Genomic DNA, 26,459 nt, shown 5'->3' with positions numbered 1-26,459 from the left:
ATCTGCGCTCAGCGGGCGATGCGGGGATCGAGCAAGGTCTGCACCACGTCGATGATGAGGTTGAGCAGCACAAAGAAAACGGCCAGCACCAGGATGGAGCCCTGCAGCAGCGGCAGATCGCGCTGGAAGATGGCCTGGTTGAGCAAAAAGCCGGTGCCCGGCCAGGAGAACACGGTCTCGATCAGGATGGAGCCGCCCAGCAGGTAGCCCAGCTGCAGGCCCATCACCGCCAGCGCCGTGGGCGCTGCATTTTTGAGCACATGGCGGAAGATGCCCAGATGGCCCAGGCCCTTGGCCTTGAGGCCGAGGATGAACTCCTGGTCCAGCAGCTCAGCCACCAGCGCCCGCACCGTGCGCGCAATGATGCCCATGGGGATCACCGACATGGTGATGGCCGGCAGGATCATGAACTGCACATGCGCCCAGTCCCAGGCCCAGTCGCCCGAGCCACCCGGCCCCGCGCCCGTCGCGGGCAGCCACATCAGCTGCGATGAGAAGACGATCACCATCACCATGCCCAGCCAGTAGTGCGGCACGCTGACGCCCAGCATCGACAGCATCGAGCAGCTGCGGTCCACCCAGGAGTTGCGGAAATAGCCCGCCACAAAGCCAAACAGGCTGCCCAGCACAAAGCCGATCAAGGTCGCCACCACGGCCAGGCGCAAGGTGTTGACCACGGCGGCCATCACCTCGGTGGTCACCGGCCGGCTGGTGGCAATCGACTGGCCCAGATCGCCCTGCAGCGCGCGCCAGACCCAGCGCAGAAACTGCTCGGGCAGCGGCCGGTTAAAGCCATAGAGCTCGCGCATCTGGGCCTGCAGCTCGGCCGATGCATCGGCGGGCAAGACCGACACCAGAGGGTCGCCGGGCGCGATATGCACCAGGGCAAAGCACAGCAGGGCCACGCCCAGCATGATGGGCAGGGTGTAGACAATGCGTCTGAACAGGTAGGCAAGCATGGCGGATCAGAGGTTCGTGGGGGAGAAGCGGACCATGCGGGGTCGCACTGGCGGGTTGGGCCATCGGCCTGCGCCCGGCATGCAGCGATGTCTCAGCACCGGTCTGCATGCCCGGGGACGCCCGGCTTACTTCATCGTCATCGTTGCGATATCGATGAACCAGCTTTGCGGCTGCACCACATGGCCAACCTTGGCCGACATGGCGCGCGGGCCTACATCGTGGGCCACAAACAGGAAGGGCGACTCATCGACCACCAGGGTGTGCAGCTCGGCCAGGGCCTTGTCGCGCTCCTTGGCATCAAAGGTGGTGCGGGCCTTGTCCACCACCGCGTCCACCTGCTTGTTGCTGTAGAAGCCCCAGTTGTTGGACAGCGGCGGGAAGGACTTGGTGCTGACAAAGCGCACCATCGCAAAGAAGGGGTCCATGGTGGCGGCCGTCACATTGGTCGCACTGGCCTTGTTGGCGCCCGGGTCCTTGGCGCCCAGGCGCCAGCCGGAGAACAGCGTGTTCCACTCCACCACGTCGAACTCCACATCAAAGAAGCATTCCTTGAGGTTCTGCTGGATGAACTCGTTCATCGGCAACGGCTGCATCTGGCCCGAGCCCGACGCGGAGGTCTGGATCTTCACCTTGATCGGCTTGCTGGCGCTGAAACCGGCCTGCGTCATCAGCGCCTGGGCGGCCTTCACGTCGTACTTGATCTGGAAGCTGGGGCTGCCGCGCCAGGGGTGGCCGGGCTCAAAGATGCCGGTGGCCGGCTCCATCTGGCCATTCAAGAGCTGCTTCATGCTGGCGCGGTCCACACACAGATTGGCGGCATGGCGCACGCGCTTGTCCAGCCAGGGTGAGCCCTCGACAAACGAAAACTGCCAAGGCCAGATGTGGGGCTGCAGGTTGGAGTACACCTTGAAGCCGCGCGCCTTGATCGCGTCGAGCGCATCGGGCGCCGGCGCCTCAATCCAGTCCACCTGGCCGCTCATCAGCGCGGCAGTGCGTGAGTTGGCCTCGGGCAGCGGCAGCAGCACCACCTTGTCGATGGTCGGCGTACGCTTGGGGTCCCAGTAGCTGGCATTCTTCACCATCTCAAAGCGCTCGCGCGGCACCAGGCGTGCTCCCTTGAAGGGGCCGGTGCCCGAGGGGTCGGCGGCAAACGCCGTCCAGGCGGCCTTGCTGCGCTCGGCCTTGCCGCTGACGGAGGCCGGCACTGCAGCCAGCTTCTTGGCCCAGTGCGCGGGCGAGGCCATGAACAGATTGCTCAGGTTGATCGGCAAGAAGGAATCGGGCTCGCTGGTGGTCAGCTCGACGGTCAGGTCATCGATCTTCTTGGCCGACTTGAGCGTGGGCATGCGCGAGGCAGTCACGCCCACCTGGGCCGGGTCAAACTGCTCGGCCTCCTTGTCCAGCACCTTGTTCACGTTCCAGACCACGGCATCGGCCGTGAAGGCGCTGCCATCGTGGAACTTGACGCCGGGGCGCAGCTTGAACAGCCACTTGGTCTTGTCCTTGGCATCGACCTCCCAGGACAGCGCCAGGCCCGGCACCAGCTCGCTGGGCTTGTCGGCCTTGCTCAGGTCCCACTGGGTCAGCGCGTCATACATCGGGATGCCGGTAAAACGGTTGCCCTCAAAACCCTGGTCGGGCTGGCCCGAGGTGCGCGGGATATCGCCCGCAGTCATCGCAATGCGCAGCACCTTTTCCTGGGCCATGGCAGCTCCCGCGCCCAGCGCCAGGGTGACAGCCAGAGCCAGGCTTTTGAGCGCGGGACGGAAGACGGAGAAACCGGAAGACGCTTGCATCACAGGACCTTTCCAAGGAGTGGGGGGATGACAAGTCCAAAGCAAGCTGCGTGCCACATCACACATATCGATAATCGATACAAGTGTTTGATTCATCGATATTTTTGGCATGCTTTATGCGAACGCTCTGCGCATTGTTCGCCTCAACCCAGGAGTACCCGCATGACCCCAATAGACCACCTGCGCATTGATGAAAACCGCCTCTGGCAATCGCTGATGGACCTCGCCCAGATAGGGGCCACGCCCAAGGGCGGTGTCTGCCGCATCGCCTTGACCGACGAGGACAAGGCCGGCCGCGACCAGGTGGTGCAGTGGTTCCGCGACGCAGGCCTGCAGGTGCGTGTGGACGAAGTGGGCAATGTGTTTGGCCGCCGCCCCGGCACCGATCCGCAGGCACGCGCCGTGGCCACCGGCAGCCATATCGACACCCAGCCCACCGGAGGCAAGTTCGATGGCAACTACGGCGTGCTCGCCGGGCTGGAGGTGATGCGCACGCTCAACAGCCATGGCATCCAGACCGTTGCGCCGCTGGAAGTGGCCTTCTGGATGAACGAGGAGGGCACGCGCTTCACGCCGGTGATGATGGGCTCTGGTGCATTTGCGGGAATTTTTGGTGCAGACCACATCCGCTCGCAACAAGATGGTGCAGGCATTACCGTCGGCGCTGAGCTCGCCCGCATCGGCTACCTGGGCGATGTGGCCTGCGGTGATGTGCCCGGTGGCGCGTTTGCCGCTTACTTTGAAGCGCATATCGAGCAAGGCCCGGTGCTGGAAGCCTATGACAAGCCGATTGGCATCGTCAGCGGCGCGCTGGGCCAGCAGTGGTATGACGTGACCGTCACTGGCATGGACGCCCATGCCGGCCCCACGCCGATGGACCTGCGCCATGACGCGATGCTGGCCGCAGCCCGCATGGTCGATGCCGTCAACCGCATTGCGCTGGACCAGGCGCCGCACGGGCGCGGCACCGTCGGCCATCTGCAGGTGCTGCCCAACTCCCGCAATGTGATCCCCGGCCAGGTCAAGTTCAGCGTCGATTTTCGCAACCTCTCGCAGACCGGGCTGGATGCGATGGACGCCGCCATGCGCACCGAGTTTGCGCGCCTCGCTGCCCAGTGCCAGTGCGAGGTGGCCATCGATCAGGTGGTGCGCTTTGCGCCCTGCATCTTCCACCCCGACTGCGTGGCCAGCGTGCGTGGCGCGGCCGACACCTTGGGCTATGACCACATGGAGGTCGTCAGCGGCGCCGGCCATGACGCCGTCTATGTGCACAGCGTCGCGCCCACCGCGATGATCTTTGTGCCCTGCAAGGATGGCATCAGCCACAACGAGATCGAGGACGCCAAGTCCGAGCACCTGGCCGCTGGCTGCAATGTGCTGCTGCATGCGATGCTGGCGCATGCCGGCGTGGCTTGATGCGGCGCTGAAAGGCCATCAAAGCGGTAGAAGAACGTGGAGCGCTCGGGCTCCGCGTTTTTAGTCAGCCGGCAATAGCTGCGACACCGCCCGCGCGCATTCAATCACCAGCGGCGCCAGCGCCTGCTGGGCATCGGCCATGTTCCAGCGGCTGGTGGGCGGCGCCAGGTGGATGGCACCCACGACCACGCCGCGTGCATTGAAGACCGGCGCGGCAATGCCCATGTCGCCCAGAAACAGCTCTTCGCAGTTGGTGGCATAGCCCGTTTGCTGGCACAGCGCCAGGCGCTCCATGACGGCATCCACCGTCGTCAAGGTGGCGCGGGTGCGCGCGGGCATCGGGGCCTGCTGCAGCAGTGCGCGCGCCTCTGGCGCAGGCAGCTGGCTCAGGTAGGCGCGCCCGCAGCTGCTGGCATACAGCGGCACCTGGGTGCCCACCGGTGTCAGCACGGGGATGTGCTGCGTCGTCAGCACCTGGGCCAGGTAGACCATGTGCGTGCCCGCCGGCTCGGACAGGGTCGCCGTCTCGCCGCTTTGCCGCGCCAGCTGCGCCAGATAGGTGTGGGCGGCGCTGATCATCGGGTGCGCCTCCAGGTAGTTGAAACCCAGTTCCACCACGCGCGGCAGCAGCACAAAGCGCCGCGTACTCGGGTGCTTGCCAATATAGCCCAGCGCCTGCAAGGTATGCACCGAGCGCTGGGCTGAGGCCTTGGTCATGCCGGCGGCCTGCGCAATCTCGGCCAGCGTCATGCTGCGGTGCGCGGCGTTGAAGGCGCACAGCACCTGCAGGCCCTTGGCCAGCGAGAGGTTGAACAGGCTGTCGGAGGCGGGCTCAGACAAAGCCGCCACCGATGGGTGTGCCGGTGGCGTGCTGGGGGAGGTGCTGCGGGCTGCGGCTTCGGCTGAAGCGGCGGTGTCCGACGATCGGCGGTGGGCGGTGCTGGTGCGCATGGTGCAAAGGCTGGGGGCAATGCCTCAGCCTTCGCAAGAAACGCACCAACTTGCAGCCTGGCCCTTCGCGGGGCGGCTGCATCCAGGTATTAGCGGCTGCTTGGGAAGCTGAACACCGCGCCGTCGCGCACACCGGCGCTGGGCCAGCGCTGGGTGATGGTCTTGCGCTTGGTGTAGAAGCGCACGGCGTCAGGCCCGTAGGCGTGCAGGTCACCAAACAGGCTGCGCTTCCAGCCGCCAAACGAGTGGTAGGCCACAGGTACCGGCAGCGGCACATTGATGCCGACCATGCCCACCAGAATGTGGTCGCTGAAGTAGCGGGCCGCTTCCCCATCGCGGGTGAAGATGCAGGTGCCGTTGCCGTACTCGTGCGCGTTGATCAGGTCCATCGCCTCCTGCAAGGTCTTGACCCGCACAATGCCCAGCACCGGGCCAAAGATCTCTTCCTGGTAGATCTTCATGCCGGGGCGCACGTTGTCGAACAGGCAGGGGCCCAGGAAGTAGCCTTCCTCGTGACCTGCCACCTGCAGGCTACGCCCGTCGATCAGCAGCTTGGCGCCCTCTTGCACACCGCTGTCCACATAGGCCTTGACCTTCTCGAAATGCGGCTTGGTGATCAGCGGACCCATGTCATTGCCGTTGTCGGTGCCCGGGCCCACCTTCATCTTGGCGATCTCGGCGCTCAGGCCGGCAATCATCTGCTCGGCCACCTCGTCGCCCACGGCCACCACCAGCGGCACGGCCATGCAGCGCTCGCCGCAGCTGCCGTAGGCGGCGCCCATCATCGCGGTCACGGCGTTGCTGATGTCGGCATCGGGCATCACCACCGCATGGTTCTTGGCACCGCCCAGCGCCTGCACGCGCTTGCCGCTCTTGCAGCCTTCGCCATAGATGTACTCGGCAATCGGGGTCGATCCGACAAAGCTCACCGCCTTGACGCGCGGGTCATGCAGCAGGGTGTCGACCGCTTCCTTGTCGCCATTGACGACGTTGAGCACGCCCGGTGGCAGGCCGGCCTCCTGCGCCAGCTGGGCAATGAAGAGTGCGCTGGTCGGATCGCGCTCGGAGGGCTTGAGCACAAAGGTATTGCCGCAGGCCACGGCCATGGGCCACATCCACAAAGGCACCATCGCGGGGAAGTTGAAGGGCGTGATGCCTGCCGTCACACCCAGCGCCTGGAACTCGCTCCAGCTGTCGATATTGGGGCCCACATTGCGGCTGTGCTCGCCCTTGAGCAGCTCGGGCGCGTAGCTGGCGAACTCGACGTTCTCGATACCGCGTTGCAGCTCGCCATGCGCATCGGCCAGCACCTTCCCGTGCTCGGCGGTGATCATCGCTGCGATCTTGTCGGCGTTCTGCTCCAGCAGCACCTTGAGCTGGCCCATGATGCGCGCGCGCTTGAGCGGCGGCGTATTGCGCCAGGCGGGGAAGGCCTTTTCGCCAGAGGCAATCGCTGCCTCCACCGTGGCCTTGCTGGCCAGCTCCACGCTCACCGTCGATTGGCCCGTAGCCGGGTTGAACACCGGCTGCGTGCGGCCGCCATCGTGCACGATCTTGCCGTCGATCAAATGGCCTACCGTGGCCGTCACATTCTTGTCGTGGTTCATCAAAGTCTCTCTTGGAAATGTCTCGAAATGGGGGGCGAAATAACGCGGGTCTGAACGCAAAATGCTGCTGGCCGGTGCGTCACCGTCGCCAGCAGCCAGGGGCGCTCCATCAGTTGGTTTCAGCCAGTGCGTCACCCAGCGCGTTGATCAGGCGGTCGATCTCGGCCTTTTCGCTGATGAAGGGCGGCGCCAGCTGGATGGTGTCGCCACCATAGCGCACGTAGAAGCCTTTTTCCCAGCACTTCATTGCGATCTCATAGGGGCGCTTGGCCGGCTCGCCGGGCAGCGCGGCAATCGTAAAGCCAGCAGCCAGGCCATAGTTGCGGATGTCGGCGATGTGCTTGGCGCCCTTCAAGCTGTGCACAGCGTTTTCAAAGTACGGCGCCAGCGCCTTGACGCGGCCGGGCATGTCTTCTTTTTCCAGTATGTCCATCACCGCCACACCGGCCGCGCAGGCCACCGGGTGGGCCGAGTAGGTGTAGCCGTGGGCAAACTCCAGCATGTACTCGGGGCCGCCGGCGGCCATGAAGGTGTCGTAGATTTCCTTCGTGACCACGCAGCCGCCCAGCGGCTGGGCGCCATTGGTCACCTGCTTGGCAAAGTTCATGATGTCGGGCACCACGCCAAAGGCTTCGGCACCGGTCCAGGCACCGCAGCGGCCAAAGCCGGTGATGACCTCATCAAAAATCAGCAGAATGCCGTTTTGCGTGCAGATCTCGCGGATGCGCTCCAGGTAGCCCTTGGGCGGGATCACCACGCCGGCCGAGCCCGAGAACGGCTCGACGATCACCGCCGCGATATTGCTGGCGTCATGCAGCGCGATCACATCGAGCAGCTTGTCGGCCAGCGCGCGGCCGCCTTCATCGGACATGCCCTTCTGGAAGGTGCCAGCTGGCGGCTGGGTGTGGGGCAGGTGGTCGGCCACAATGCCCTGGCCAAACATCTTGCGGTTGCCGGCAATGCCGCCCACCGAGATGCCGCCGTAGTTCACGCCGTGGTAGCCCTTCTCGCGGCCCACCAACACCGTCTTGCCGGCCTGGCCCTTCAAGCGCCAGTAGGCGCGCACCATCTTGAGCGAGGTGTCGGCCGCTTCCGAGCCGGAGCCGGTGAAGAACACATGGTCCAGGCCTGCTGGCGTGTGCTCCTTGATCTTGTTGGCCAGCGCAAACGACGCGGGGTGGCCAAACTGGAAAGCCGGTGCGTAATCGAGCTGCAGCGCCGCCTTGCCAATCGCCTCGGCCACTTCCTTGCGGCCATGGCCAATGCCCGAGCACCACAGGCCCGAGAGGCCGTCAAAAATCTTGCGGCCATCGGCATCGGTGTAGTAGGCGCCCTGGCCGCTGACGATCATGCGCGGCTTGGCCTTGAAGTTGCGGTTGCCGGTAAAGGGCATCCAGTGTGCGTCCAGCCAGGCCGCATCGGTGCGCAGCTGCGTGCTGCCCGTCGTGTCGTCAATCTGCACAAAGCTCATGTCTGCTCCTTGAATCCGCCTAGCGGCTACCGGTGTTGATACGCCATTGTGGAGTGCGCGGATGCTTATTCAAAGAATGAGATATCAAAGCTCACTTGCTGAATTGTGCAAGTAATACCGTCCACACAAGCCCGCAAAACGCAGCCAGCCGTTGCTCCATCTGCTGCTGTCCAGCATAGAAAATGCTACTAATACTATAGCTTTCATCGTTGAAGAAGAAAGCGTTAACACGCTGTTTCATGCTTCATCCCGGTGTCACAGGCCCTGGCTATCGTGGCGTTTTTTGCTGCCACCGGTACCGCCACCATGACTTCCCACGACCCTTCCGCCCGCCGCCGCTTTCTGCTCTCTTCCAGCGCCATTGCCGGCACGGGCCTGCTGCCCGGCATCCTGCGCGCGCAAACGGCCCCCGCGGCCATCACCCAGGATGCCGCGCGGCCGATGCTGCTGTCGGGCCTGCAAAGCGGTGATGTGCTGGCCCACAGCGCCATCGTCTGGGCGCGGGCCAGCCGCGAGGCGCGCATGCGCGTGGAATGGTCCACCACCAGCCACTTTGCCCAAAGCACGCTGGTGCGCGGGCCCGATCTGCTGCCCGATACCGATGGCACCGGCCGCGTCGATCTGCAGGGCCTGCCCGCCGGGCAGGACATCTTCTACCGCGTGCTGCTCGATGACCTGGCCAGCAGCAACACCCGCAGCCCGGCGGTGCTGGGGCACTTTCGCACCCCGCTGGCCAGCCAGGGCCCTGCCACCCGCCCTTTTCGCCTGGTGTGGAGCGGCGACACCGTCGGCCAGGGCTTTGGCATCAACGAGGACATCGGCGGCATGCGCATCTATGACGAGATGCGCAAAGCCAACCCCGATGTGTTTTTGCACAGCGGCGACACCATCTATGCCGATGGCCCCATCGCCGAGACCGTCGCGCTGCCCGATGGCAGCACCTGGAAGAACCTGGTCACGCCCCAGGTCGCCAAGGTGGCCGAGACGCTGGACGAGTACCGGGGCCGCTACCGCTACAACCTGATGGACCGCAACGTGCGCGCGCTGGGCAGCGAAGTCGCACAGATCTGGCAGTGGGACGACCATGAGGTGACCAACAACTACTCGGACAGCAAGAGCGTGGCCAACGACAAGCGCTATACCGAAAAGAATGTGCAGCTGCTCACGGCCCGGGGCCGCCGCGCCTTTATGGAATACGCGCCCATGCGCCCCTTTGGCGCGGCCGAGCAGCAGCGCGTCTACCGCCACCTGCCCCAAGGCCCGCTGGCCGATATCTTTGTGCTGGATATGCGCAGCTACCGTGGCCCCAACAGCCACAACCTGCAGGCCGCCGAAAGCGCCGAGACCGACTTCCTCGGCCGCCCCCAGCTCGACTGGCTGCTGGCGGGCCTCAAGGCCAGCACCGCCACCTGGAAGCTGATTGCCGCCGACATGCCCATCGGCCTGTTTGTGCCCGACGGCAAGGACGCCCAAGGCCGCGACCAGTGGGAGGCCATTGCCAATGGCGAGCACGGCGTGCCCAAGGGGCGCGAGCTGGACATGGCGCGCCTGTTGACGGGCATCAAGGACGCGGGCATCCACAACGTGGTGTGGCTCACCGCCGATGTGCACTACACCGCCGCCCACCACTACAGCCCCGAGCGCGCGCAGTTCAAGGATTTCGCACCGTTCTGGGAATTTGTCTCCGGCCCCCTCAATGCCGGCGGCTTTGGCCCCAATGAGGCCGACCAGACCTTTGGCCTTGATGTCGTCTTTCACAAGGCGCCACCCAAGGCCAACTCCGCCCCCAGCGAGGGCTACCAGTTCTTTGGCCAGCTCGATATCGACCACCAAAGCCGCGCGCTGACCGTGGTGCTCAAGGACCTCAACGGCGCCGCGCTCTACACCAAGACGCTGGCGCCCCAGCAGGCCTGAGCCACGGGCCGCGCCCCATAACGGTCAGCCGCAGACGCCATGGGGCGCTGCGGCTTTTTGACATGGGCACCGCTTGCAACGCGCAGCACAGAGCACCGCCCAGCTTGGGCGCATACTGCCCCCTGGAATCCACCTTTGGAGCAAGCCCTATGCCTACCACCACCTCTCTGGTCGATGCCCTGGACCACCTGGTGCTCACCGTGCACAGCATCCCGCGCAGCATTGCCTTTTACGAGCGGGTGCTGGGCATGGAGGCCCAGGAGTTCAAGCCCGGCCGTTATGCACTGCACTTTGGCCGGCAAAAAATCAACCTGCATGAGGTCGGCCATGTCGTCGACCCGAACGTCAAACATGCAACCCCTGGCTCTGCCGATATCTGCTTTCTAACCCGCATGCCCTTGGCCGAGGTCATCGCCCACCTGCAGCGCGAGCAGGTCGCCATCGTGCAGGGGCCGGTGCGGGCGACGGGTGCGCAGTCCCCGCTGCAATCGCTGTATTTCTACGACCCCGATGAGAACCTGATCGAGGTGGCCAACGAGGTGCAGGCAGGCTGATTTCTGACGAGGTAGGGCTTAGCGTTTGACCGCCGCATCGCACCAACGCTGGGCCACCGCTGGCGAGGTCATGCACACCACCTCTTGGGTGACGGTCGTCACCGCCCGCTCCAGCAGCTGGATATCGGCCTCATGCTGGCGGGCCACATGCGGGTCTTCAAAGAAGATCGCGCGCTGGCAGCGGCGCTCCAGCACCAGGTCGGCAATTTGTGCGTCACCTCCCAGCGGGCCGCTGTTGAAGCGGTCCACCCAGGGCTTGTCCGCCGGCCAGCCCTTGCTCCAGGCCAGCTCGTTGAGCTTTTGGCCGGTGGTGCCGGTGCCCACGCGGCGGCGGTAGCGCGAGAGCAGCGCAAAATTGCGCTCGCAAAAATCCAGCATCGCCGGCTTCATCGCATCGTGGGCGATCAGCGCCAGGGTCTGGTTGCCATAGTCGTGCAGGCGGTCGGCATGGCGGTCGGGCGCGAGCCGGGCATGGATGCGTTCCATCTCCACCCAGTCGCGTGCGCTGGCGGCTGTTGAGATAAAGGGCTTCCCATGGATCACGCACTGGCGCTTCAAGGCCAGTGCTTCGGGGAAGATCGACGACGGGTCCACCGGGTCAATCAGGTAGATCGCGCCATCGAGCACGCGGTTGTCACCGGGCATGCCCACGACCTCGGCCACCAGCTTCATCAGCCCGCCTTCGCGCCCATAGGGGTAGCGCACCATGCCCTTGTAGCCTTTGAGCATTTCTGCCGCTGCAATCGCGTCATAGGTGCGGCCCACCGCATGGAACCCGATATTCAGCTCCCGAATGCCCTGCTCGCAGGCGCGCAAAAAGCTGAACAGCGCAGCATCCTCGTTCTGGTGGTGCAAACGGTTGGCGGCAAGGCCTAAAAGCATGGTCGATCCCGTGGGTGTGGCAAGCGACTGGAAATATAGCGCCAAAACCACAGTTTGGGTGTGACAGCCGACTGGCGCAGGGGCTCAATGCACTACCAAATCCATAGCATCAAGCCACCGGATCACAGCCAAGCAACTGCCCTCAACCCAGCATGAGCACCCTGCCCCATCAAGCCCGGCTCGCCCACCAGGTCTGCCACCGGAACCCCAGCCACAGCACCAGCAGCATGGCCGCACCAAACACCCAGCCGCTCAGCGCACCCGCCATGCCGCCCGACAACAAGGTGCCCACGGTGCAGCCAATGCCGGTCATCGCGCCCCAGCCCAGCAGCACGCCGCCGAGCAAACCCCGGCCGGCATCACGCCCGGTGGGCAGGCGCGGACGGAACTGGCCGCTGGCAAAGGCGGCGATAAACGCGCCGGCCAGCAAGCCCAGCAGCACCAGCGCATTGGGCGTGGCCCAGGTGGCTGCCGGCAAGGTGGCGCAGCCGGCAAAGCCATCGAGGCCATTGAGCCGCTCAGGCACCCAGCCCTGGCCTTGCAGCGCGCCCCGCACCTGGCTACCGATCAGAGCCGTCACGCCCAAAGGCCGCATGCGCACAATCGCGGCGGTGGCGATCAAGCCCACCAGCAGGCCGCCCAAGGCATAGTTCCAGCGCCCTTGCCACAGGCTGCGCCATAGCGCGGGCAGGCTGCGCGGCGCAGCCGTTGCGGGTACTGCAGGCAACGGCAAACTGCGCTGGCGCTGCTGCACATGGCGCTGCCACACCCAGGCGGCCCAAGCCGCCAGCACGCCCAGCTGCAGCAGCAGCGCGCCGCCATAGCCCAGGTGCTGCGGCAGCCAGACAACGGGCGCATCGGCCACCGCCAGGCTGTAGAGCGGGTTCCATGTCTGGAAGCCCAAGGCAAAGCCCAGCGCCGTGCCCAGCAGCGCAAATGGCGATGCGGCCGATCCCTCCGCCAGCCGGTACCAGTGCGCGCTGATGCAGGAGCCCGACACCAGCATGCCCGCCCCAAAGGCCAGGCCCGCCAGCACCAGCACCCAGCTCACCGGGCCAATGTGCATATCCGGCGGCAACTGCCCCGCCTGCGGGTTGGGCACCCAGCTGCTTTGCACCACGGTCATGCCCACCACGCCCACGGCCAGCGCCAGAATGATCGCCAAAATCCCGCGCGGGTCATCGCGCTGCAGCCAATCGCGCGCATGGCAGTAAAGGCAAAAGCGCGAGCGCTGCAGCACCACCCCCAGCGCCAGCCCAATCGCCAACGCAAACACCAGGGTGCGCCCGCCATCGCGCTGCAGCAGTGCCTGCTGCAATGGCCACAGCGCCAGCAGCAGCACCACGGCTGCCACCGGCTGCCAATAGGCGCTCGCAGCGCTGGCAGCCCCGGCCGCGCGCTGCCCGGCAGCAGTGCCCGCACCTCCCAAACTCCCACTGGAATCAGTCATCGCATTCCATCCAAAAAAATGCCCGCGCTAGGCGGGCAGTGAACACAGGACCGAGCCCATGCGGAGACATTCAATACACCAAAGAATCGGCTTACTTGGCTGCCCAGATCGTGCCGGCCGGGTTGTTGATCGGCACACCGACGCTGTTGCCGTATTCGGTCCAGGAGCCGTCATAGTTCTTCACCTGGTAGCCCAGGATCTTGCTGAGCGCAAACCAGGTGTGGCTGCTGCGCTCGCCAATGCGGCAGTAGGTGATGATGGGCTTGCTGCCGTCGATGCCGGCATCGGCATAGAGCTTTTGCAGATCGGCCCGCGATTTGAAGGTGCCGTCTTCATTGACCGCCTTGCCCCAGGGCACATTCACCGCACCCGGGATATGGCCGGCACGCACGGCCAGCTCGGGCACTCCGGCCGGTGCAAACACCTTGCCCTGGTATTCGTCGGCCGAGCGGATATCCACCAGCTGCGTAGCGCCCTTGCCCTCCACCGCCGCCAGCGCATCGCCCAGGCGGGCCCGCAAATCGGTGTTGACCTGGCCCACGCGGTAGGTGGTGGCGGCGTAGTCGGGCGCGCGGTTGTTCAGCGCACGGTTCTCCGCCTCCCACTTCTTGCGGCCACCATCGAGCAGCTTGACGTTCTTGACGCCATACACATCAAACACCCAGGCGCCCCAGGCCGCAAACCAGTTGTTGGTGTCGCCGTACAGCACCACGGTGGTGTTGTCGCCCACGCCGCCCTTGGACAGCAATTGCTCGAACGCCTCCTTGCTGACAATGTCGCGGCGCACCTTGTCATTGAGGTCGTTGTGCCAGGAGAAGTTGACCGCGCCCGGAATATGCGCCCGCTCATACAGCCCCGGGTTCACGCTGACCTCGATCACCCGCACATCGGGCCGCTGCAGGTTGGCCGCCAGCCATTCGGTGCTGACCAGCGCGCCCGCAGGCACCGCCTGCGGCGTGTTGGCAAAGGCAGGGCTCGCGCCCCAAACGGTCGCCGCGATGGTGCCGGCAATCAAAACGCGCCAAGGCGCTGCTGTGCGGATAGTCATGCTGTGTCGTCCTTCAGGTCATGGGAGAAAAGGCTGCCATCACGGCAGGGCCTGCTTGCACTGTGCCGGTTGCAAGCAGCTACTCCAACTGAGGAATGCGCAGATGCATATGTGATCTGCGCGCTTGACAGGGGCCAGGCATGAACGAAAAGGGTGCAGCGCTAGCGTGCACTGCGCTGGGCTGCTTCGACTTTGGGAGCTAGAACGCCTTCCTAGCGCCTTGGGCTAACCCCAGCCAAGCCGGGTTTCTCAAGCCTGGCTGACCGAGTCCGCCCACTGCTGCGCCGTCTGCAGCCGCGCACGCGGGCCAAAGCTGCTGGTGCTGCTGAGGGTGATGTTGTGGTGCGCAATCACCTGCTGCGGCGTGACGGCGGCATTGCCGCAAGTGGTGTGCGCATCCTCCAGCAGCACCACCGGGTAGCCATGGCGCAGCGCTGCGCGCGTGGTCACATCCACGCAGTACTCCGTGTGCATGCCGCCAATCACCAGCTCCTGCACGCCCAGGTTTTGCAGCATGGGCAATAGGTCGGTTTTCCAGAACGCATCGCCGGTGGTTTTGTCCAGGGTCAGGTCGCTGCTCTCCACCTGCAGGCCCTCGGCCAGTTGCCATCCGGGCGTACCCGCTTCCAGGCCAGGCTCGGCGTGGCGCACCCAGATGATGGGTGTATTGGCTTGGCGTGCTGCGGTGGTGACCTGGTTGATGCGGGCGATCAGGCTGGGGCAATCCCAGGCGGCGTTGGGGCCGGTGCAGAGGGATTGTTGGATGTCGATGAGGAGGAGGGCTGGCATGGGAGGGGTTGCTGTGGTGGGTCGACAGGTCTGGATTCTAGGGTGAGACATGTGCAGTCAATATGGCAGTTCCATCAAGTTCTAAGTTATGAATTTTCCGCAGGTTGGCTGTAATCAGTCATCAATGTTTGTGACTCGGTTGACCCAATTTCCGCAGGAAGAGGTTCGGCGAGTTTTCGCACCCCTTTTGTGCTGTCCCTCAACTCTGTCTACCCAAGTCGGCCGCTAAATGAACCACGCAACCTGAGGGTCAGGACATTGTTAGCTTAAGACTATGGAATCGCTACATTGGCTAGTTCAGATCCATCACTCATACCAATTCGATGGATTGAAATTTTCCGCTTTTCAATACTCAACATGAGGTATGATTTGCGGAAATTCATGCAGGAGTCAAAGTGTCGAATTCTGATTTCCAATTAGCCCCCGATCCCTTCAACCAGCTTGCCAAGACTGTTGTCGATCCCGAAGAGGTGCGTGCACGGCTCCTGCAGCTTCACCCTGACCTTACGCCAGAACTCTTGGCTAGGGCAATTCTTAAGGGTCTTGGTGCTCGCAATGACACCACCAAAGCATCTGCACCGACCGCTGCAGGCGGAAAGCAATGGTTTGACACACTAGAGGAGCTTCGCAATTTACTGCTTGAAAAGCGGTGGAATCCTCATGACCAGAGAAACTGCCCCTTTGCCATTGCACCAGATCGCAGCATTTCAATCGTAGTGATGACAGGCAATGCTGAAACTGGCAGACAAGGACTGGAAGATCCTAGTACCGCCGCAGATAAAGGTGCGGTTGCTGAAAACTATGTCAGCGCCAATCGTCAGCAGGTGCTTTTCAACCAAGCCCAAGAACAACAAGGTACGCAAGTCTGGGCACTGCTCTATCACTACGATAAGAATTTGAAAGAAGTTCGATACGAACTTTCACTTCCAACGGACTTCAGTAAAAAGAAAATCACTGGCTGGGGTGAACGCCTAATTCTGGGCAGCATCCCTAACAGTCCAACAGACTTCACCATCCGTGAGGACGTACCCAACGCCCCCGCTACGGTTGACGTCAAGCCTAAAACCGGTACTTAATTGAGTAAGAAACCATGTCAGAAATCAACCCCAAGCAAATCACATTTGCCCGGGTTCGACGGCGCTATACCAAAGCGCAGTTAGCAAAGGAGCTGGGCGTTACTAGCCGCACCGTACAAAACTACGAAGCGGGAACGCCTGCCCCTGACTTAGAAACCTTGGGCCAAGTCGCAAAACTGCTGAATTTTCCTCAGCAGTTTTTTTATATTGATGAAGACATGCCAGAGCTGCAAGAGCACGCAGTTAGCTTTCGTGCGCTCTCAAAAATGTCTGATGCTATGAAGAAATGCGCATTCAGCGTGGCCTCTATAGCCTTCAAGGTGAATGACTGGATTGAAGAACGCTTCAATTTGCCGCAAGCAGACTTGCCTGATCTCAGCGATCTTGGGCCAGAAGAGGCCGCCGCAGCCCTACGCCGAATTTGGGGATTGGGCAGTGCACCGATACCAAACATGATTCACCTGCTGGAATCCAATGGCATCCGCATCTTTTCTCTGACAGAAGAAGCCCGAGAGGTTGATGCTTTTTGCACATGGCACAACGGCAAACCCTTTGTTTTTCTCAACACGTTGAAATCCGCTGAGCGCAGCCGCTTTGATGCAGCCCATGAACTGGGTCATCTGGTGCGCGACGTCTACTCCATGCAGCACGGCAAGGCCCCTGATCCGGAAATTGAGAAGCAAGCAAATGCTTTTGCCTCCGCCTTTCTAATGCCGAAGGAAAGCGTCGTGGCCAACCAACCTCCTGCATACACCATCAACTACCTTATGAAGCTCAAGCATTATTGGGGTGTATCACTGGTCGCTATGGCTTACCGCTTCCATTCACTCGGTCTCATTACCGAATGGAACTATCGCACCCTATGTATTGAAATGGCTAAAAAAGGCTATCGAACCCAAGAACCAGAAGAGATGGAGCGTGAAAAGTCTCAATTACTCTCCAAGGTTCAGGACTATCTGCAATTGTACAAACAAGGTTGGCGGGATATTGCACAGAGTTTAAGCTTGAGCATTGACGAAATTAATGCACTCACTTTCCGACTAACGCAACTATCTGTTGTCAAAGGAGAATCAACAGCTGAGCCAGTAAATAAGACCCCTCCTAAACTGAGGTTAGTGTAATAAGCTAATAGTTCTGATTCAAGGGCTGGGATAGATAAAATGCTTATCATCAACCACTTTACAGACCAGTGGGCAAAAGACGCGGTAGCTGACATGACCAATTCGCAGGATCCCATGTCATTTCAACCTTAAAACGCTGGTCTCGGATAGTGGACATAAAGTTGGTGTTGCCCTACCTATGTCCCCCACAGGTCAACTAGTTGCTATCCCTTACAGCATCTAAATCGGAATATAGGGCTACGCTGTACGGAGGCTCAAGCAACCTGTCGATGAACCCACAGTGCTCCCCCCTGTCGCAGCGATAGCCCGTCTCCACAGCGCACAACGAACCGGACACCCACCCATGCAAAGAACCACCGACCCGTCGCTCACCCCCGCCAGCACCACCACCCCCTCGCAGCTGTTCCAGCCCCTCACCCTGTCCCAGCTCACCCTCCCCAACCGCATCGTCATCGCCCCGATGTGCCAGTACTCGGCGCAAGAGGGCAATGCCAATGACTGGCATTTGATGCACTACGGCAGCCTGGCGGTATCGGGCGCGGGCATGCTGGTGCTGGAGGCCACGGCGGTGTCGGCGGTGGGGCGTATTACCGATGCGGATCTGGGCATTTATTCCGCTGACAACCAACAGGCGCTGGGGCGGCTGATGGGGTCGCTGCGCAAGCTCTCGGCGATTCCGGTCGCTATCCAGCTGGCCCATGCGGGCCGCAAGGCCTCCAGCCATCTGCCTTGGGAAGGTGCTGCGCAGATTGCGCCTGATGCGCCCCGGGGCTGGGTGGCGCAGGCGCCTTCGGCGATTGCCCATGCGGCGGGCGAGGTGCCGCCGGCCGAGATGACCCCCGCCGAGCTGGCAGAGGTGAAGGATGCGTTTGTGGCAGCAGCCAAGGCGGCCGATGCGCTGGGCATCGATGGCATCGAGATCCACATGGCCCATGGCTATTTGCTGCATGAGTTCCTCTCGCCGCTATCGAACACCCGCAGCGATGCCTATGGCGGCAGCCTGGAGAACCGCCTGCGCTACCCGCTGGAGGTGTTTGCCGCTGTGCGCGCGGCTGTGCCTGCGGCCAAACCGGTGTGGGTGCGTATCTCGGCATCGGATTGGGCACCGGGCGGCTGGGATATCGATGGCTCGATCGCGCTGGCCCAGGGGCTGAAAGCGCTGGGTTGCAGCGCCATCCATGTGTCCTCGGGGGGGCTGTCTACCGCCCAGCAGATCCCCGTGCAGCCTGGCTACCAGGTGGGCTTTGCCGAGGCCATCAAACAGGCTACGGGCCTGACCACGATTGCCGTCGGTTTGGTGACCGAGCCTGCGCAGGCCGAGCACATTGTGGCCTCGAGCCAGGCCGATGCGGTCGCCATTGGCCGCGCTGCCTTGTACGACCCGCGCTGGCCCTGGCATGCGGCCGCCAGCCTGGGAGCGCAGGTGGATGCACCACGCCAGTACTGGCGCAGCCAGCCGCGGGAGTACAGCAAACTCTTCCGTGGCGCAGCCGTAGGCGTGCGCTAAACACGTTCTGTAAACACTGAGGGCGGCAGCGCCCAAAGCCGCTAAGCTATGCGGATGCCTGCCCGCCCTCCCGTGTTTGCCTCCCCGCCCCACCCCCCAGCTGCAGCCCGCCGTGCCCGCGCGGTGCTGGGCCAGCTCAGCGATATGGATTTGCGGCTGCTGCAGGTCTTCAAGAGCGTGGTGGAATGCGGGGGCATGTCGGCCGCTGAGCTGGAGCTCAACATTGGCACGTCGACCCTGAGCCGCCACATGAAGGACCTGGAGACCCGCCTGGGCATGGTGCTTTGCCGGCGCGGGCGCGCGGGCTTTGCGCTGACGCCGGAGGGCCACCAGGTCTACGAGGCCACCTTGCAGCTGCTGGGCGGCGTCGATCTGTTCCGCAGCCGCATTGACGATATCCATGCCCGCATGGGCGGCAATCTGGAGATCGCCATCTTCGACAAGACGGTGAGCAACCCGCAGGCCCAGATCCACCGCGCGATTGCGCAGTTCCACGGCCAGGCGCCGGATGTGAACCTGCAGTTGCATGTCAGCTCGATCAACGCCATTGAGCGCGGCCTGATGGATGGGCGCTTTCATGTGGGCATCATCCCGGCGCACCGCAGCTCGGCCAGCCTGGTCTACCGCGATCTGTTTGCCGAGAACATGCAGCTGTACTGCGCTGCCGGCCATGACCTGTGGGAGCAGGCGCATGAAGACCTGGACTGGGAGCAGCTGCGCAGCTACCCCTTTGCCGGCCTGGGCTACCACTCGCCCAATATGGAGCTGAGCCACAGCGTGCGCCTGCCGCGCGCGGCCACCGGGTTTGACCAGGAGTCGATTGCCACCTTGATTTTGTCCGGGTGTTTTTTGGGCTTTCTGCCGGACCACTATGCCGCCAGTTTTGAAAACCAAGGTTTGATGCGGGCTGTGCGGCCAGAACGCTTCCAATACCGCTGCCAATTCGTGGCCATGTGGCGCTTATCGCCTGCGCCGAGCCGTGTGGCGCAGGCCTTCATCGACTGCCTCCTCAACGCCCACACAGCACTTGACTAAGTTGCTATGAAATTAACTTATCCACAGAAACCGGCTTCCCGGTGTGCATTTCTTCTCTAGAGGGAGATTGCAGGGAGTTTCTCACGCAACAACGGGAACATTGCACAAAATTATCCACAGGGTGAGAATCGGAAAACTGCCGCTTTTGTACTGCAGCAAACGCCTGGTGCCAACCGGGCCCCCGGGGTCGCACCTGCGCGACTGCCTCCCTCCGCCCGCAGGCCGGCCAATGCGGCAGGCGTGCGGTTCGGCGCTACCATCGCTACCGTAACGACCACCCTGGACTGCCCCGTGCCCAAGCCTGCGCCCCCTGCCACTCCCCAGCGCCCCAGCCCACCGGGCGCAGCCAAGCCTGCCGCCCCCAAGGCCCGGGCCACGATTGCCGATGTGGCGCTGGCGGCCCAGGTCTCCAAGGCCACGGTGTCGCGCTACCTCAATGGCCGCACCGACATCCTCACCCCCGACATGGCCAAGCGCGTGCAGGAGGCCATTGCCAGCCTGCAGTACCGGCCCAGCCCGATGGCGCAGGCGCTCAAGCATGGCCGCACGCGCCTGATCGGCCTGGCCGTGGCTGATGTGACCAACCCCTTCTCGGTGGCGGTGCTGCAGGGCGCAGAAAAGGCCTGCCAGGCCGCTGGCTACCTGCTGGTGCTGTTCAACCTGGGCAATGAGGCCGGGCGCGAGCGCGATGCCATGCATGCGCTGTCGGCCTACCAGCTCGACGGCATGATCCTCAACCGTGTGGACACCAGCGCCCAGCTCTGGCAGGACGCGCAACTGCACGGCAAGCCCATCGTGCTGGTGGATCGCTTCCAGGAAGGGATGGACGCCGATTTTGTGACCGTGGACAACCCCGGCGTGGTCCAGATCGCGATGGACCACCTGCAGCAGCAAGGCTTTGACGAAGTGCTGCTGGTGACCGAGCCGATTGCCGATGTGAGCTCGCGCACCGCGCGCCAGCAGGCCTTTGCCCGCTACCTGCAAGGCCAGGCTGGCACGCGGCGCGGCAAATCCGCCGGCATGCAGGGCAATGTGTGGGAGAGCACACCGCACAACGCCAGCGCCTTGCAGCAGCACCTGCAGCAGTGGCAACAGCAGGCGCTGCAAACGGGCCGCCACCCCGCCGTGCTGGCCGGCAATGCCGTGGCCAGCCTGCGCGTGGCCACCGCCGTGCACGCGCTGGGCTGGGTGCCCGGGCGCGAGCTGGGCATCATCGGCGTGGACGAGACCGACTGGGCCGCGCTGGTGGGCCCGGGCCTGAGCACCGTGGCCCAGCCCACCGATGCACTGGGCCAGGCGGCAGCCACCTGCCTCATCGAGCGCATCCAGGGCCTGCAAAGCCCCGCCCGCACCGTGGAGTTACCAGGCACCATCATTGTGCGCGGCTCGACAAAATCTCCAAACCATTGATTCACAACCACTAAAAACAGCGTTACGCACCAAACTAGGGCAAACCCTAGTAATCGTTCCGTAACCTTGCGCTAAACTGCGGCGCTACTGAAACCGGTTTCAAAAGCGCCGCATCGCCATGAACTACACGTTCCAATTCGACCAGGTCCTGGCAGCCTGGCCGCAGCTATTGCAGGGCACCTGGGTGACCATCCAGCTGTCTTTTCTCGCCATGGTCATCGGCCTGGCCGTTGCTATCGTCTGCGCCTGGGGCAAGACCTCCGGCCCGGCGCCGCTGCGCTTTGTCATCAATGCCTATATCGAGCTGATCCGCAACACGCCCTTTTTGGTGCAGTTGTTTTTCTTCTTCTTTGCGCTGCCGGCCATCGGCCTGCGCTGGTCGCCGCAAACCGCCGCGCTGGTGGCCATGGTGGTCAACCTGGGCGCCTATGCGACCGAGATCATCCGCGCCGGCATCGAGTCCATCCCCAAGGGCCAGATCGAAGCGGGCCTGGCACTGGATCTGAAGCGCTGGGAGATCTTCCGCTTTGTGATCCTCAAGCCCGCGCTCAAGACCATCTACCCGGCGCTGACCAGCCAGTTCATCCTGCTGATGCTCAGCTCGGCCGTGGTGTCTGTGATCTCGGCCGACGACCTGACCTCGGTGGCCGCCAACATCCAGTCCGAGACCTTCCGCAGCTTTGAGGTCTACATCGTCGTGGCCGCCATCTACCTGCTGCTGTCGCTGGCCTTCAACCTGCTGTTCAAGCTCATCTACCAGATGGCCTTGAACTACCCAGACCGCCGATAAGCCCCCTCGGAGAGAAATATGCGTACTTTTGGTTGGCCCGAGTTGTGGTTCATCGTGGAAGCGACCAAGTGGACCGTGGCCCTGTCCCTGATCGCCTTTATTGGCGGCGCCCTGGTGGGCCTGGTGATTGCGCTGTCGCGCACCTCCGAGAACGGCCTGGCGCGCGGCATTGCCACCGCCTTTACCCAGATTTTTCAGGGCACGCCACTGCTGCTGCAGCTGTTCCTGGTGTTCTTTGGCGCGCCCATTCTGGGCTTTGAGATCAACCCCTGGGTGGCAGCCGCTGCTGCGCTGATTTTGAACAGCGGCGCGTTCCTGGGCGAAATCTGGCGCGGCTGTATCCAGGCGGTGCCACGCGGCCAGTGGGAAGCGGCCGAGGCCTTGTCGCTGTCCTACTTCTGGCGCATGCGCGCCGTTGTGCTGCCCCAGGCGATGAAGATTGCCGTGGCCCCCACCGTGGGCTACCTGGTGCAGATCATCAAGGGCACGTCGCTGGCGGCCATCATCGGCTTTACCGAGATCACGCGTGCCGGCCAGATCATCAACAACGCCACCTTCCAGCCGATGCTGGTGTTCGGTGTCGTCGGTGCCGTTTACTTCATCCTGTGCTGGCCGCTGTCCCTCTGGGCGGGCCGCCTTGAGAAGCGCCAAGCCAGATGAACACCCCGCTGAGTCGCTTACGCGCCTTCCCCCCAGGGGGGACGACGCCCTTGCTGCGGGGCGGCCCTTGCTCGGCGTCCCGCCGATGGGCCCTGCTGCAACAACGCGGGTGCTTCTGACGATAGGCCTGTATTCATTCCTTTTCCCTTCTTGCTGCGTTATTAAACCCTTAGGAGACATGAGCATGCAGATTTCCCGCCGCACTTTCACCTCCGCTGCTGCCGCCCTGGCTGCCAGCGCCCTGTTGCCCCTGACCGCATCGGCCCAGTCGCTGGCCGATCTGAAGAAAAAGGGCAAGATTACGATCGGCATGCTGGTGGACTTCCCGCCCTACGGCATCCTGAACGGCAGCAACCAGCCTGACGGCTACGACGCCGATGTGGCCAAGCTGCTGGCCAAGGAATGGGGCGTGACCGCCGAGATCGTGCCCGTGACCGGCCCCAACCGCATCCCCTTCCTGCTGACCAACAAGGTCGACATGCTGATCGCCTCGCTGGCCATCACGCCCGAGCGCGCCAAGCAGGTGCTGTTCTCCAAGCCTTACTCGGCCGCATCGATCGTGCTGTTTGGCGCGACCAAGACCGCCATCAAGGGCCCGGAAAACCTCAAGGGCCTGCGCGTGGGCGTGGCACGTGCCTCCACCCAGGACGTGGCCGTCACCAAGGCTGCGCCAGAAGGCACGCAGATCCGCCGCTTTGACGACGACGCATCGGCCATGCAAGCGCTGCTGTCGGGCCAGGTCGATGCCATCGGCTGCTCGGTGACCGTGGCGGCCCAGATCGCCAAGCGCGCACCTGCTGGCCAGTTCGAGAACAAGTTCCAGCTGCTGCAGCAGAACATGGCCGTGGCCCTGCGCCCAGGCCAGGACGAAGTGGCCGAAGCCGTGAACGCCTTTATCGCCAAGAACACCGCCAATGGTGAGCTCAACAAGCTGTACCAGAAGTGGTTGGGCGCTGACCTGCCAAAACTGGACTAACCCAGAACGGGCTACCCCCTGAGGTGCTGCGAGCCTTCCCCCAGGGAGGCTCTGCAAGACCCTCGCCCCATGGGATGGACGCGGATCGGGATGAGACGCAAGGCGTCTTTTGCAGTCAATAGCGAGCTATTGACAAGGAAGACAACACAGCGAATCGCCCGAGCCCGCGTTCAGACCAGGGCAGGGAGTTTTGCAGAGCCTCCCTAAGAGGGGGACGACGGCACCGCTGCGGGGCGGCCCTTGCTGGCTGTCTCTTAGCTCGGGCATGCCAGTGTTGCAATCATCTTGAAAAACGACTGCTTTATGACGACCCCTTCGCAAGCACCCATCATTCGCCTCCAAGGCGTCGAGAAATGGTATGGCAACTTCCAGGTGCTGACCGATATCAACCTCGACGTGCGTGCCGGCGAGCGTATCGTCATCTGCGGGCCTTCGGGCTCGGGCAAGTCGACGATGATCCGCTGCATCAACCGGCTCGAAGCCATCCAGAAGGGCCAGATCACCGTGGACGGCACGGACCTGACGGGTGACAGCAAGGCGATCGACACCATCCGCAAGGAAGTGGGCATGGTGTTCCAGCAGTTCAACCTGTTCCCGCACCTGACGATTGTCGAGAACTGCATGCTGGCGCCAATGCGCTCGCGCGGCCTGAGCAAGGCCGAGGCGCAGGAGCGCGCGATGCACTACCTGACGCGGGTGCGCATTCCGGACCAGGCGGACAAGTACCCCAGCCAGCTGTCGGGCGGCCAGCAGCAGCGCGTAGCGATTGCCCGCGCGCTGTGCATGGCCCCCAAGATCATGCTGTTTGACGAGCCCACCTCGGCGCTTGACCCCGAGATGGTCAAGGAAGTGCTGGACACCATGATCGGCCTGGCTGAAGACGGCATGACCATGCTCTGCGTGACCCATGAAATGGGCTTTGCCCGCAGCGTGGCCGACCGCGTGATCTTCATGGCCGACGGCAAGATCATCGAGCAAGGCCCACCGGCCGCGTTCTTTGACAACCCGCAGCACCCCAAGACCCAGCAGTTCCTGGGCCAGATTCTCAGCAACCATTGATGGTGTGGCGGCGCGGGGGGCGCGCCAGCGCCACGCCCCTGGGCCCGTACAACGCCCATGCCGCAACCGAACACTGTGCACCACGACTTCCTTGATCGCTGCTAGCGCCCCGCCGGCCGGCGGGCGCCAACGGCCACTACAGATAACAACCATGGCCTTGTCTTTGCAAAACGCGGGCTCGCCCGCGCTGATCTCCCTCACCTCCTTTGGCAATGCCGAAGTGCGCCGCCACGGCCAGCTCTACTTTGCCCGGCTCTCGCACCGCGCAGGCGCCAACGGCTATGAAGTGCGCGAAGAGCTGCTGCTGAATGCCGCCCAGGAACTGCCCGCGCTGGCCGCCTATGGCCGCGCGCACCAGCTGGACCTGGTCTACTCCTGCCCCCAGCCGCTGTTTGCGATGGACGGCAGCCTGAACACCGCCGCCGTGCAACACGCGATAGCCGCCAGCCATACCTTGGGCGCCACCTGGCTCAAGATGTCGATCGGCGGCTTTGCCAGCCAATCGGTCGCACATTCGGCCCAGGGCTTTGCGGCGCTCAAGAGCGCCATCGATGGCGCGGGCCTCACCTTGCTGATCGAGAACGACCAGACCACGGCCGCCGGCACCGTGCAGGCACTGCAGCGCTTCTTTGCCGCTGCCGATGCCGCTGGCCTGAGCTTGCCGATGACCTTTGACATGGGCAACTGGCACTACCTGGGCGAATGCGCGCTGCAAGCGGCCCAGCTGTTTGGCAGCCGCGTGGCCTATGTGCATGCCAAGGGCGTGCAACGCCTGCCCGCCAAATGGGTGGCCGTGCCGCTGGCTGAATCGGCAGCGGCCTGGCGCGCCATTTTGCGCGCGCTGCCCAGCGATGCACCCCGCGCCATCGAGTACCCGCTGATCGGCGACGACCTGGTCGCCGTCACCCAGCAGGAGCTGGCCGTGCTGCGCGACGCCACGGCACTGCAGGCCAAGGCCTCCTGATCAGCTCCCAACAAACCAACAGCTACCAGCACCCAAGAGAGACACGGCCATGACCACCAAGACCTTTGATGTCGCCACCTTTGGCGAAGCGATGATGCTGCTGATTGCCGACCGCGCCGGCCCGCTGGAGAACGCCGAGTTCTTTACCAAGCGCATTGCAGGCGCCGAGATCAATGTGGCCACCGGCATGGCACGCCTGGGCTTCAACACCCACTGGGCCAGCCGCCTGGGTGCCGATTCGATGGCGCGCTACCTCATCAACCAGATGAAGAGCGAAGGCGTGCACTGCGAGCATGTGGTGCTGGACCCGGCGCAAAAGACCGGCTTCCAGATCAAGGGACGCAGCGATGACGGCAGCGACCCACAGGTGGAATACCACCGCAAGGGCTCGGCCGCCAGCCTGATGACCCCGGCCGACATCGATGAGCCCTGGTTGGCCTCGGCCCGCCACCTGCACGCCACCGGCGTGTTTGCCGCGATCTCGCAGACCAGCCTGGCCACTGCCCAGCGCACGCTGCAAATCGCCCGCGCAGCGGGCAGCACCATCTCCTTTGACCCCAACCTGCGCCCCACCCTGTGGCAGGACGAGGCCACGATGCGCCGCGAGATCAATGCGCTGGCTGCCGGCGCGGACTGGGTCTTCCCCGGCCTGGCCGAAGGCGAGCTGCTGACCGGCCACAAAACGCCTGAAGCGGTGGCCCGGTTCTACCGCGACCAGGGCGCAAGCCTGGTCGTCGTCAAGCTGGGCGAAGCAGGTGCCTACTACGATGACGCCCAGGCCGGTACCGGCTATGTGGCCGGCTGCCCGGTCGAGAAGGTGGTGGACACCGTGGGCGCCGGCGACGCGTTTGCGGTGGGCGTTATCAGCGGCCTGCTCGACGGCCGCTCGGTGGCCGATGCCGTCAAGCGCGGCTGCTGGATTGGCGCGCTGCAGGTGCAGGTGCTGGGCGACTCCGAAGGCTTGCCGACCCGCGAAGCTTTGACCGCCGCCGGCTATTGATTTCAACGCATCCAGGAGCAGCA

Annotated in this window: 24 protein-coding genes; 14 read left to right on the top strand and 10 right to left on the bottom strand. The window is 63.5% G+C overall.

All coding sequences use genetic code 11. The features are described from left to right. Window positions 1-8 precede the first annotated feature (8 nt). Entirely contained in the window at window positions 9-959 is a 951-nt protein-coding gene (locus tag N4T19_RS16800; protein ID WP_021024900.1) for an ABC transporter permease, read from the bottom strand. A gap of 126 nt (window positions 960-1,085) precedes the next feature. Beyond that, entirely contained in the window at window positions 1,086-2,756 is a 1,671-nt protein-coding gene (locus tag N4T19_RS16795) for an ABC transporter substrate-binding protein (protein ID WP_260718581.1), read from the bottom strand. A gap of 162 nt (window positions 2,757-2,918) precedes the next feature. Here N4T19_RS16795 and N4T19_RS16790 point away from each other — a divergent pair, with 162 nt between their 5' ends. Beyond that, window positions 2,919-4,172: a Zn-dependent hydrolase gene (locus tag N4T19_RS16790; RefSeq protein WP_116925394.1), complete on the top strand. Its 1,254-nt coding sequence runs from the start codon at window positions 2,919-2,921 to the stop codon at window positions 4,170-4,172. A gap of 60 nt (window positions 4,173-4,232) precedes the next feature. Here the strand turns inward: N4T19_RS16790 and N4T19_RS16785 are convergent, their stop codons facing one another. From N4T19_RS16785 to N4T19_RS16770, 4 genes are all read right to left on the bottom strand, one after another. After that, complete coding sequence (locus N4T19_RS16785) at window positions 4,233-5,123, bottom strand: IclR family transcriptional regulator (RefSeq protein ID WP_182344425.1); 891 nt, start codon at window positions 5,121-5,123, stop codon at window positions 4,233-4,235. A gap of 89 nt (window positions 5,124-5,212) precedes the next feature. Continuing rightward, window positions 5,213-6,730: a CoA-acylating methylmalonate-semialdehyde dehydrogenase gene (locus N4T19_RS16780; RefSeq protein ID WP_021024904.1), complete on the bottom strand. Its 1,518-nt coding sequence runs from the start codon at window positions 6,728-6,730 to the stop codon at window positions 5,213-5,215. A 109-nt stretch (window positions 6,731-6,839) separates the two neighbouring features. After that, window positions 6,840-8,201, bottom strand: a complete 1,362-nt coding sequence (locus tag N4T19_RS16775; protein ID WP_021024905.1) for an omega-aminotransferase AptA — start codon at window positions 8,199-8,201, stop codon at window positions 6,840-6,842. A gap of 91 nt (window positions 8,202-8,292) precedes the next feature. Beyond that, entirely contained in the window at window positions 8,293-8,442 is a 150-nt protein-coding gene (locus N4T19_RS16770; RefSeq protein WP_182344423.1) for a hypothetical protein, read from the bottom strand. Window positions 8,443-8,507: 65 nt separating this feature from the next. On the opposite strand from N4T19_RS16770, the gene N4T19_RS16765 reads away from it, so the two are divergent. Together N4T19_RS16765 and N4T19_RS16760 are read left to right on the top strand one after the other, a co-directional pair. Further along, the gene (locus N4T19_RS16765; protein WP_260718580.1) at window positions 8,508-10,115 is read left to right on the top strand and encodes an alkaline phosphatase D family protein; all 1,608 of its coding nucleotides are present in this window, start codon (window positions 8,508-8,510) and stop codon (window positions 10,113-10,115) included. Between the two features lie 149 nt (window positions 10,116-10,264). After that, window positions 10,265-10,669 (top strand): VOC family protein, encoded by a 405-nt coding sequence (locus N4T19_RS16760; RefSeq protein ID WP_260718579.1) that lies wholly within the window; start codon window positions 10,265-10,267, stop codon window positions 10,667-10,669. An 18-nt stretch (window positions 10,670-10,687) separates the two neighbouring features. On the opposite strand, the gene N4T19_RS16755 is transcribed toward N4T19_RS16760, so the two are convergent. The 4 genes from N4T19_RS16755 to N4T19_RS16740 all read right to left on the bottom strand — a co-directional run bounded on the left by N4T19_RS16755 (window position 10,688) and on the right by N4T19_RS16740 (window position 14,838). After that, window positions 10,688-11,551 carry a methylglyoxal synthase gene (locus tag N4T19_RS16755; protein WP_260718578.1) on the bottom strand — a complete coding sequence of 288 codons (864 nt, stop codon included), beginning with the start codon at window positions 11,549-11,551 and terminating at the stop codon, window positions 10,688-10,690. Between the two features lie 169 nt (window positions 11,552-11,720). Continuing rightward, window positions 11,721-13,001 carry a YeeE/YedE family protein gene (locus N4T19_RS16750; RefSeq protein WP_260718577.1) on the bottom strand — a complete coding sequence of 427 codons (1,281 nt, stop codon included), beginning with the start codon at window positions 12,999-13,001 and terminating at the stop codon, window positions 11,721-11,723. 91 nt (window positions 13,002-13,092) lie between these two features. Further along, complete coding sequence (locus N4T19_RS16745; RefSeq protein ID WP_260718576.1) at window positions 13,093-14,049, bottom strand: sulfurtransferase; 957 nt, start codon at window positions 14,047-14,049, stop codon at window positions 13,093-13,095. A 249-nt stretch (window positions 14,050-14,298) separates the two neighbouring features. Then, the gene (locus N4T19_RS16740; protein ID WP_260718575.1) at window positions 14,299-14,838 is read right to left on the bottom strand and encodes a cysteine hydrolase family protein; all 540 of its coding nucleotides are present in this window, start codon (window positions 14,836-14,838) and stop codon (window positions 14,299-14,301) included. A 395-nt stretch (window positions 14,839-15,233) separates the two neighbouring features. Between N4T19_RS16740 and N4T19_RS16735 the strand changes: the two genes are divergently transcribed. From N4T19_RS16735 to N4T19_RS16685, 11 genes are all read left to right on the top strand, one after another. Beyond that, on the top strand, window positions 15,234-15,914 hold the full coding sequence (locus tag N4T19_RS16735) for a hypothetical protein (protein ID WP_260718574.1): 681 nt from the start codon (window positions 15,234-15,236) through the stop codon (window positions 15,912-15,914). A gap of 14 nt (window positions 15,915-15,928) precedes the next feature. Beyond that, the gene (locus N4T19_RS16730; protein ID WP_260718573.1) at window positions 15,929-17,035 is read left to right on the top strand and encodes an ImmA/IrrE family metallo-endopeptidase; all 1,107 of its coding nucleotides are present in this window, start codon (window positions 15,929-15,931) and stop codon (window positions 17,033-17,035) included. Window positions 17,036-17,378: 343 nt separating this feature from the next. Continuing rightward, the gene (locus N4T19_RS16725; RefSeq protein WP_260718572.1) at window positions 17,379-18,542 is read left to right on the top strand and encodes an NADH:flavin oxidoreductase/NADH oxidase; all 1,164 of its coding nucleotides are present in this window, start codon (window positions 17,379-17,381) and stop codon (window positions 18,540-18,542) included. A gap of 48 nt (window positions 18,543-18,590) precedes the next feature. Then, window positions 18,591-19,577 carry a LysR family transcriptional regulator gene (locus N4T19_RS16720; RefSeq protein WP_116925381.1) on the top strand — a complete coding sequence of 329 codons (987 nt, stop codon included), beginning with the start codon at window positions 18,591-18,593 and terminating at the stop codon, window positions 19,575-19,577. 291 nt (window positions 19,578-19,868) lie between these two features. Beyond that, entirely contained in the window at window positions 19,869-20,987 is a 1,119-nt protein-coding gene (locus N4T19_RS16715) for a LacI family DNA-binding transcriptional regulator (RefSeq protein WP_260718571.1), read from the top strand. A 118-nt stretch (window positions 20,988-21,105) separates the two neighbouring features. Further along, the gene (locus N4T19_RS16710) at window positions 21,106-21,777 is read left to right on the top strand and encodes an amino acid ABC transporter permease (protein ID WP_116925379.1); all 672 of its coding nucleotides are present in this window, start codon (window positions 21,106-21,108) and stop codon (window positions 21,775-21,777) included. A gap of 18 nt (window positions 21,778-21,795) precedes the next feature. Continuing rightward, window positions 21,796-22,437: an amino acid ABC transporter permease gene (locus tag N4T19_RS16705; RefSeq protein ID WP_260718570.1), complete on the top strand. Its 642-nt coding sequence runs from the start codon at window positions 21,796-21,798 to the stop codon at window positions 22,435-22,437. A 184-nt stretch (window positions 22,438-22,621) separates the two neighbouring features. Next, a complete protein-coding gene (locus tag N4T19_RS16700; protein WP_409935120.1) occupies window positions 22,622-23,413 on the top strand; it encodes a transporter substrate-binding domain-containing protein in 792 nt (263 codons plus the stop codon). Window positions 23,414-23,716: 303 nt separating this feature from the next. Next, window positions 23,717-24,472, top strand: coding sequence for an amino acid ABC transporter ATP-binding protein (locus N4T19_RS16695; protein ID WP_021027999.1), 756 nt, complete (start codon window positions 23,717-23,719; stop codon window positions 24,470-24,472). A gap of 151 nt (window positions 24,473-24,623) precedes the next feature. Continuing rightward, a complete protein-coding gene (locus tag N4T19_RS16690) occupies window positions 24,624-25,436 on the top strand; it encodes a sugar phosphate isomerase/epimerase family protein (protein ID WP_260718569.1) in 813 nt (270 codons plus the stop codon). A 49-nt stretch (window positions 25,437-25,485) separates the two neighbouring features. Then, a complete protein-coding gene (locus N4T19_RS16685) occupies window positions 25,486-26,436 on the top strand; it encodes a sugar kinase (RefSeq protein ID WP_182344387.1) in 951 nt (316 codons plus the stop codon). Window positions 26,437-26,459: the final 23 nt, after the last annotated feature.

The organism is Comamonas squillarum, assembly GCF_025309455.1.
Classification (GTDB): domain Bacteria; phylum Pseudomonadota; class Gammaproteobacteria; order Burkholderiales; family Burkholderiaceae_C; genus Comamonas; species Comamonas squillarum.
This window is presented reverse-complemented; position numbering and strand designations above follow the sequence as displayed.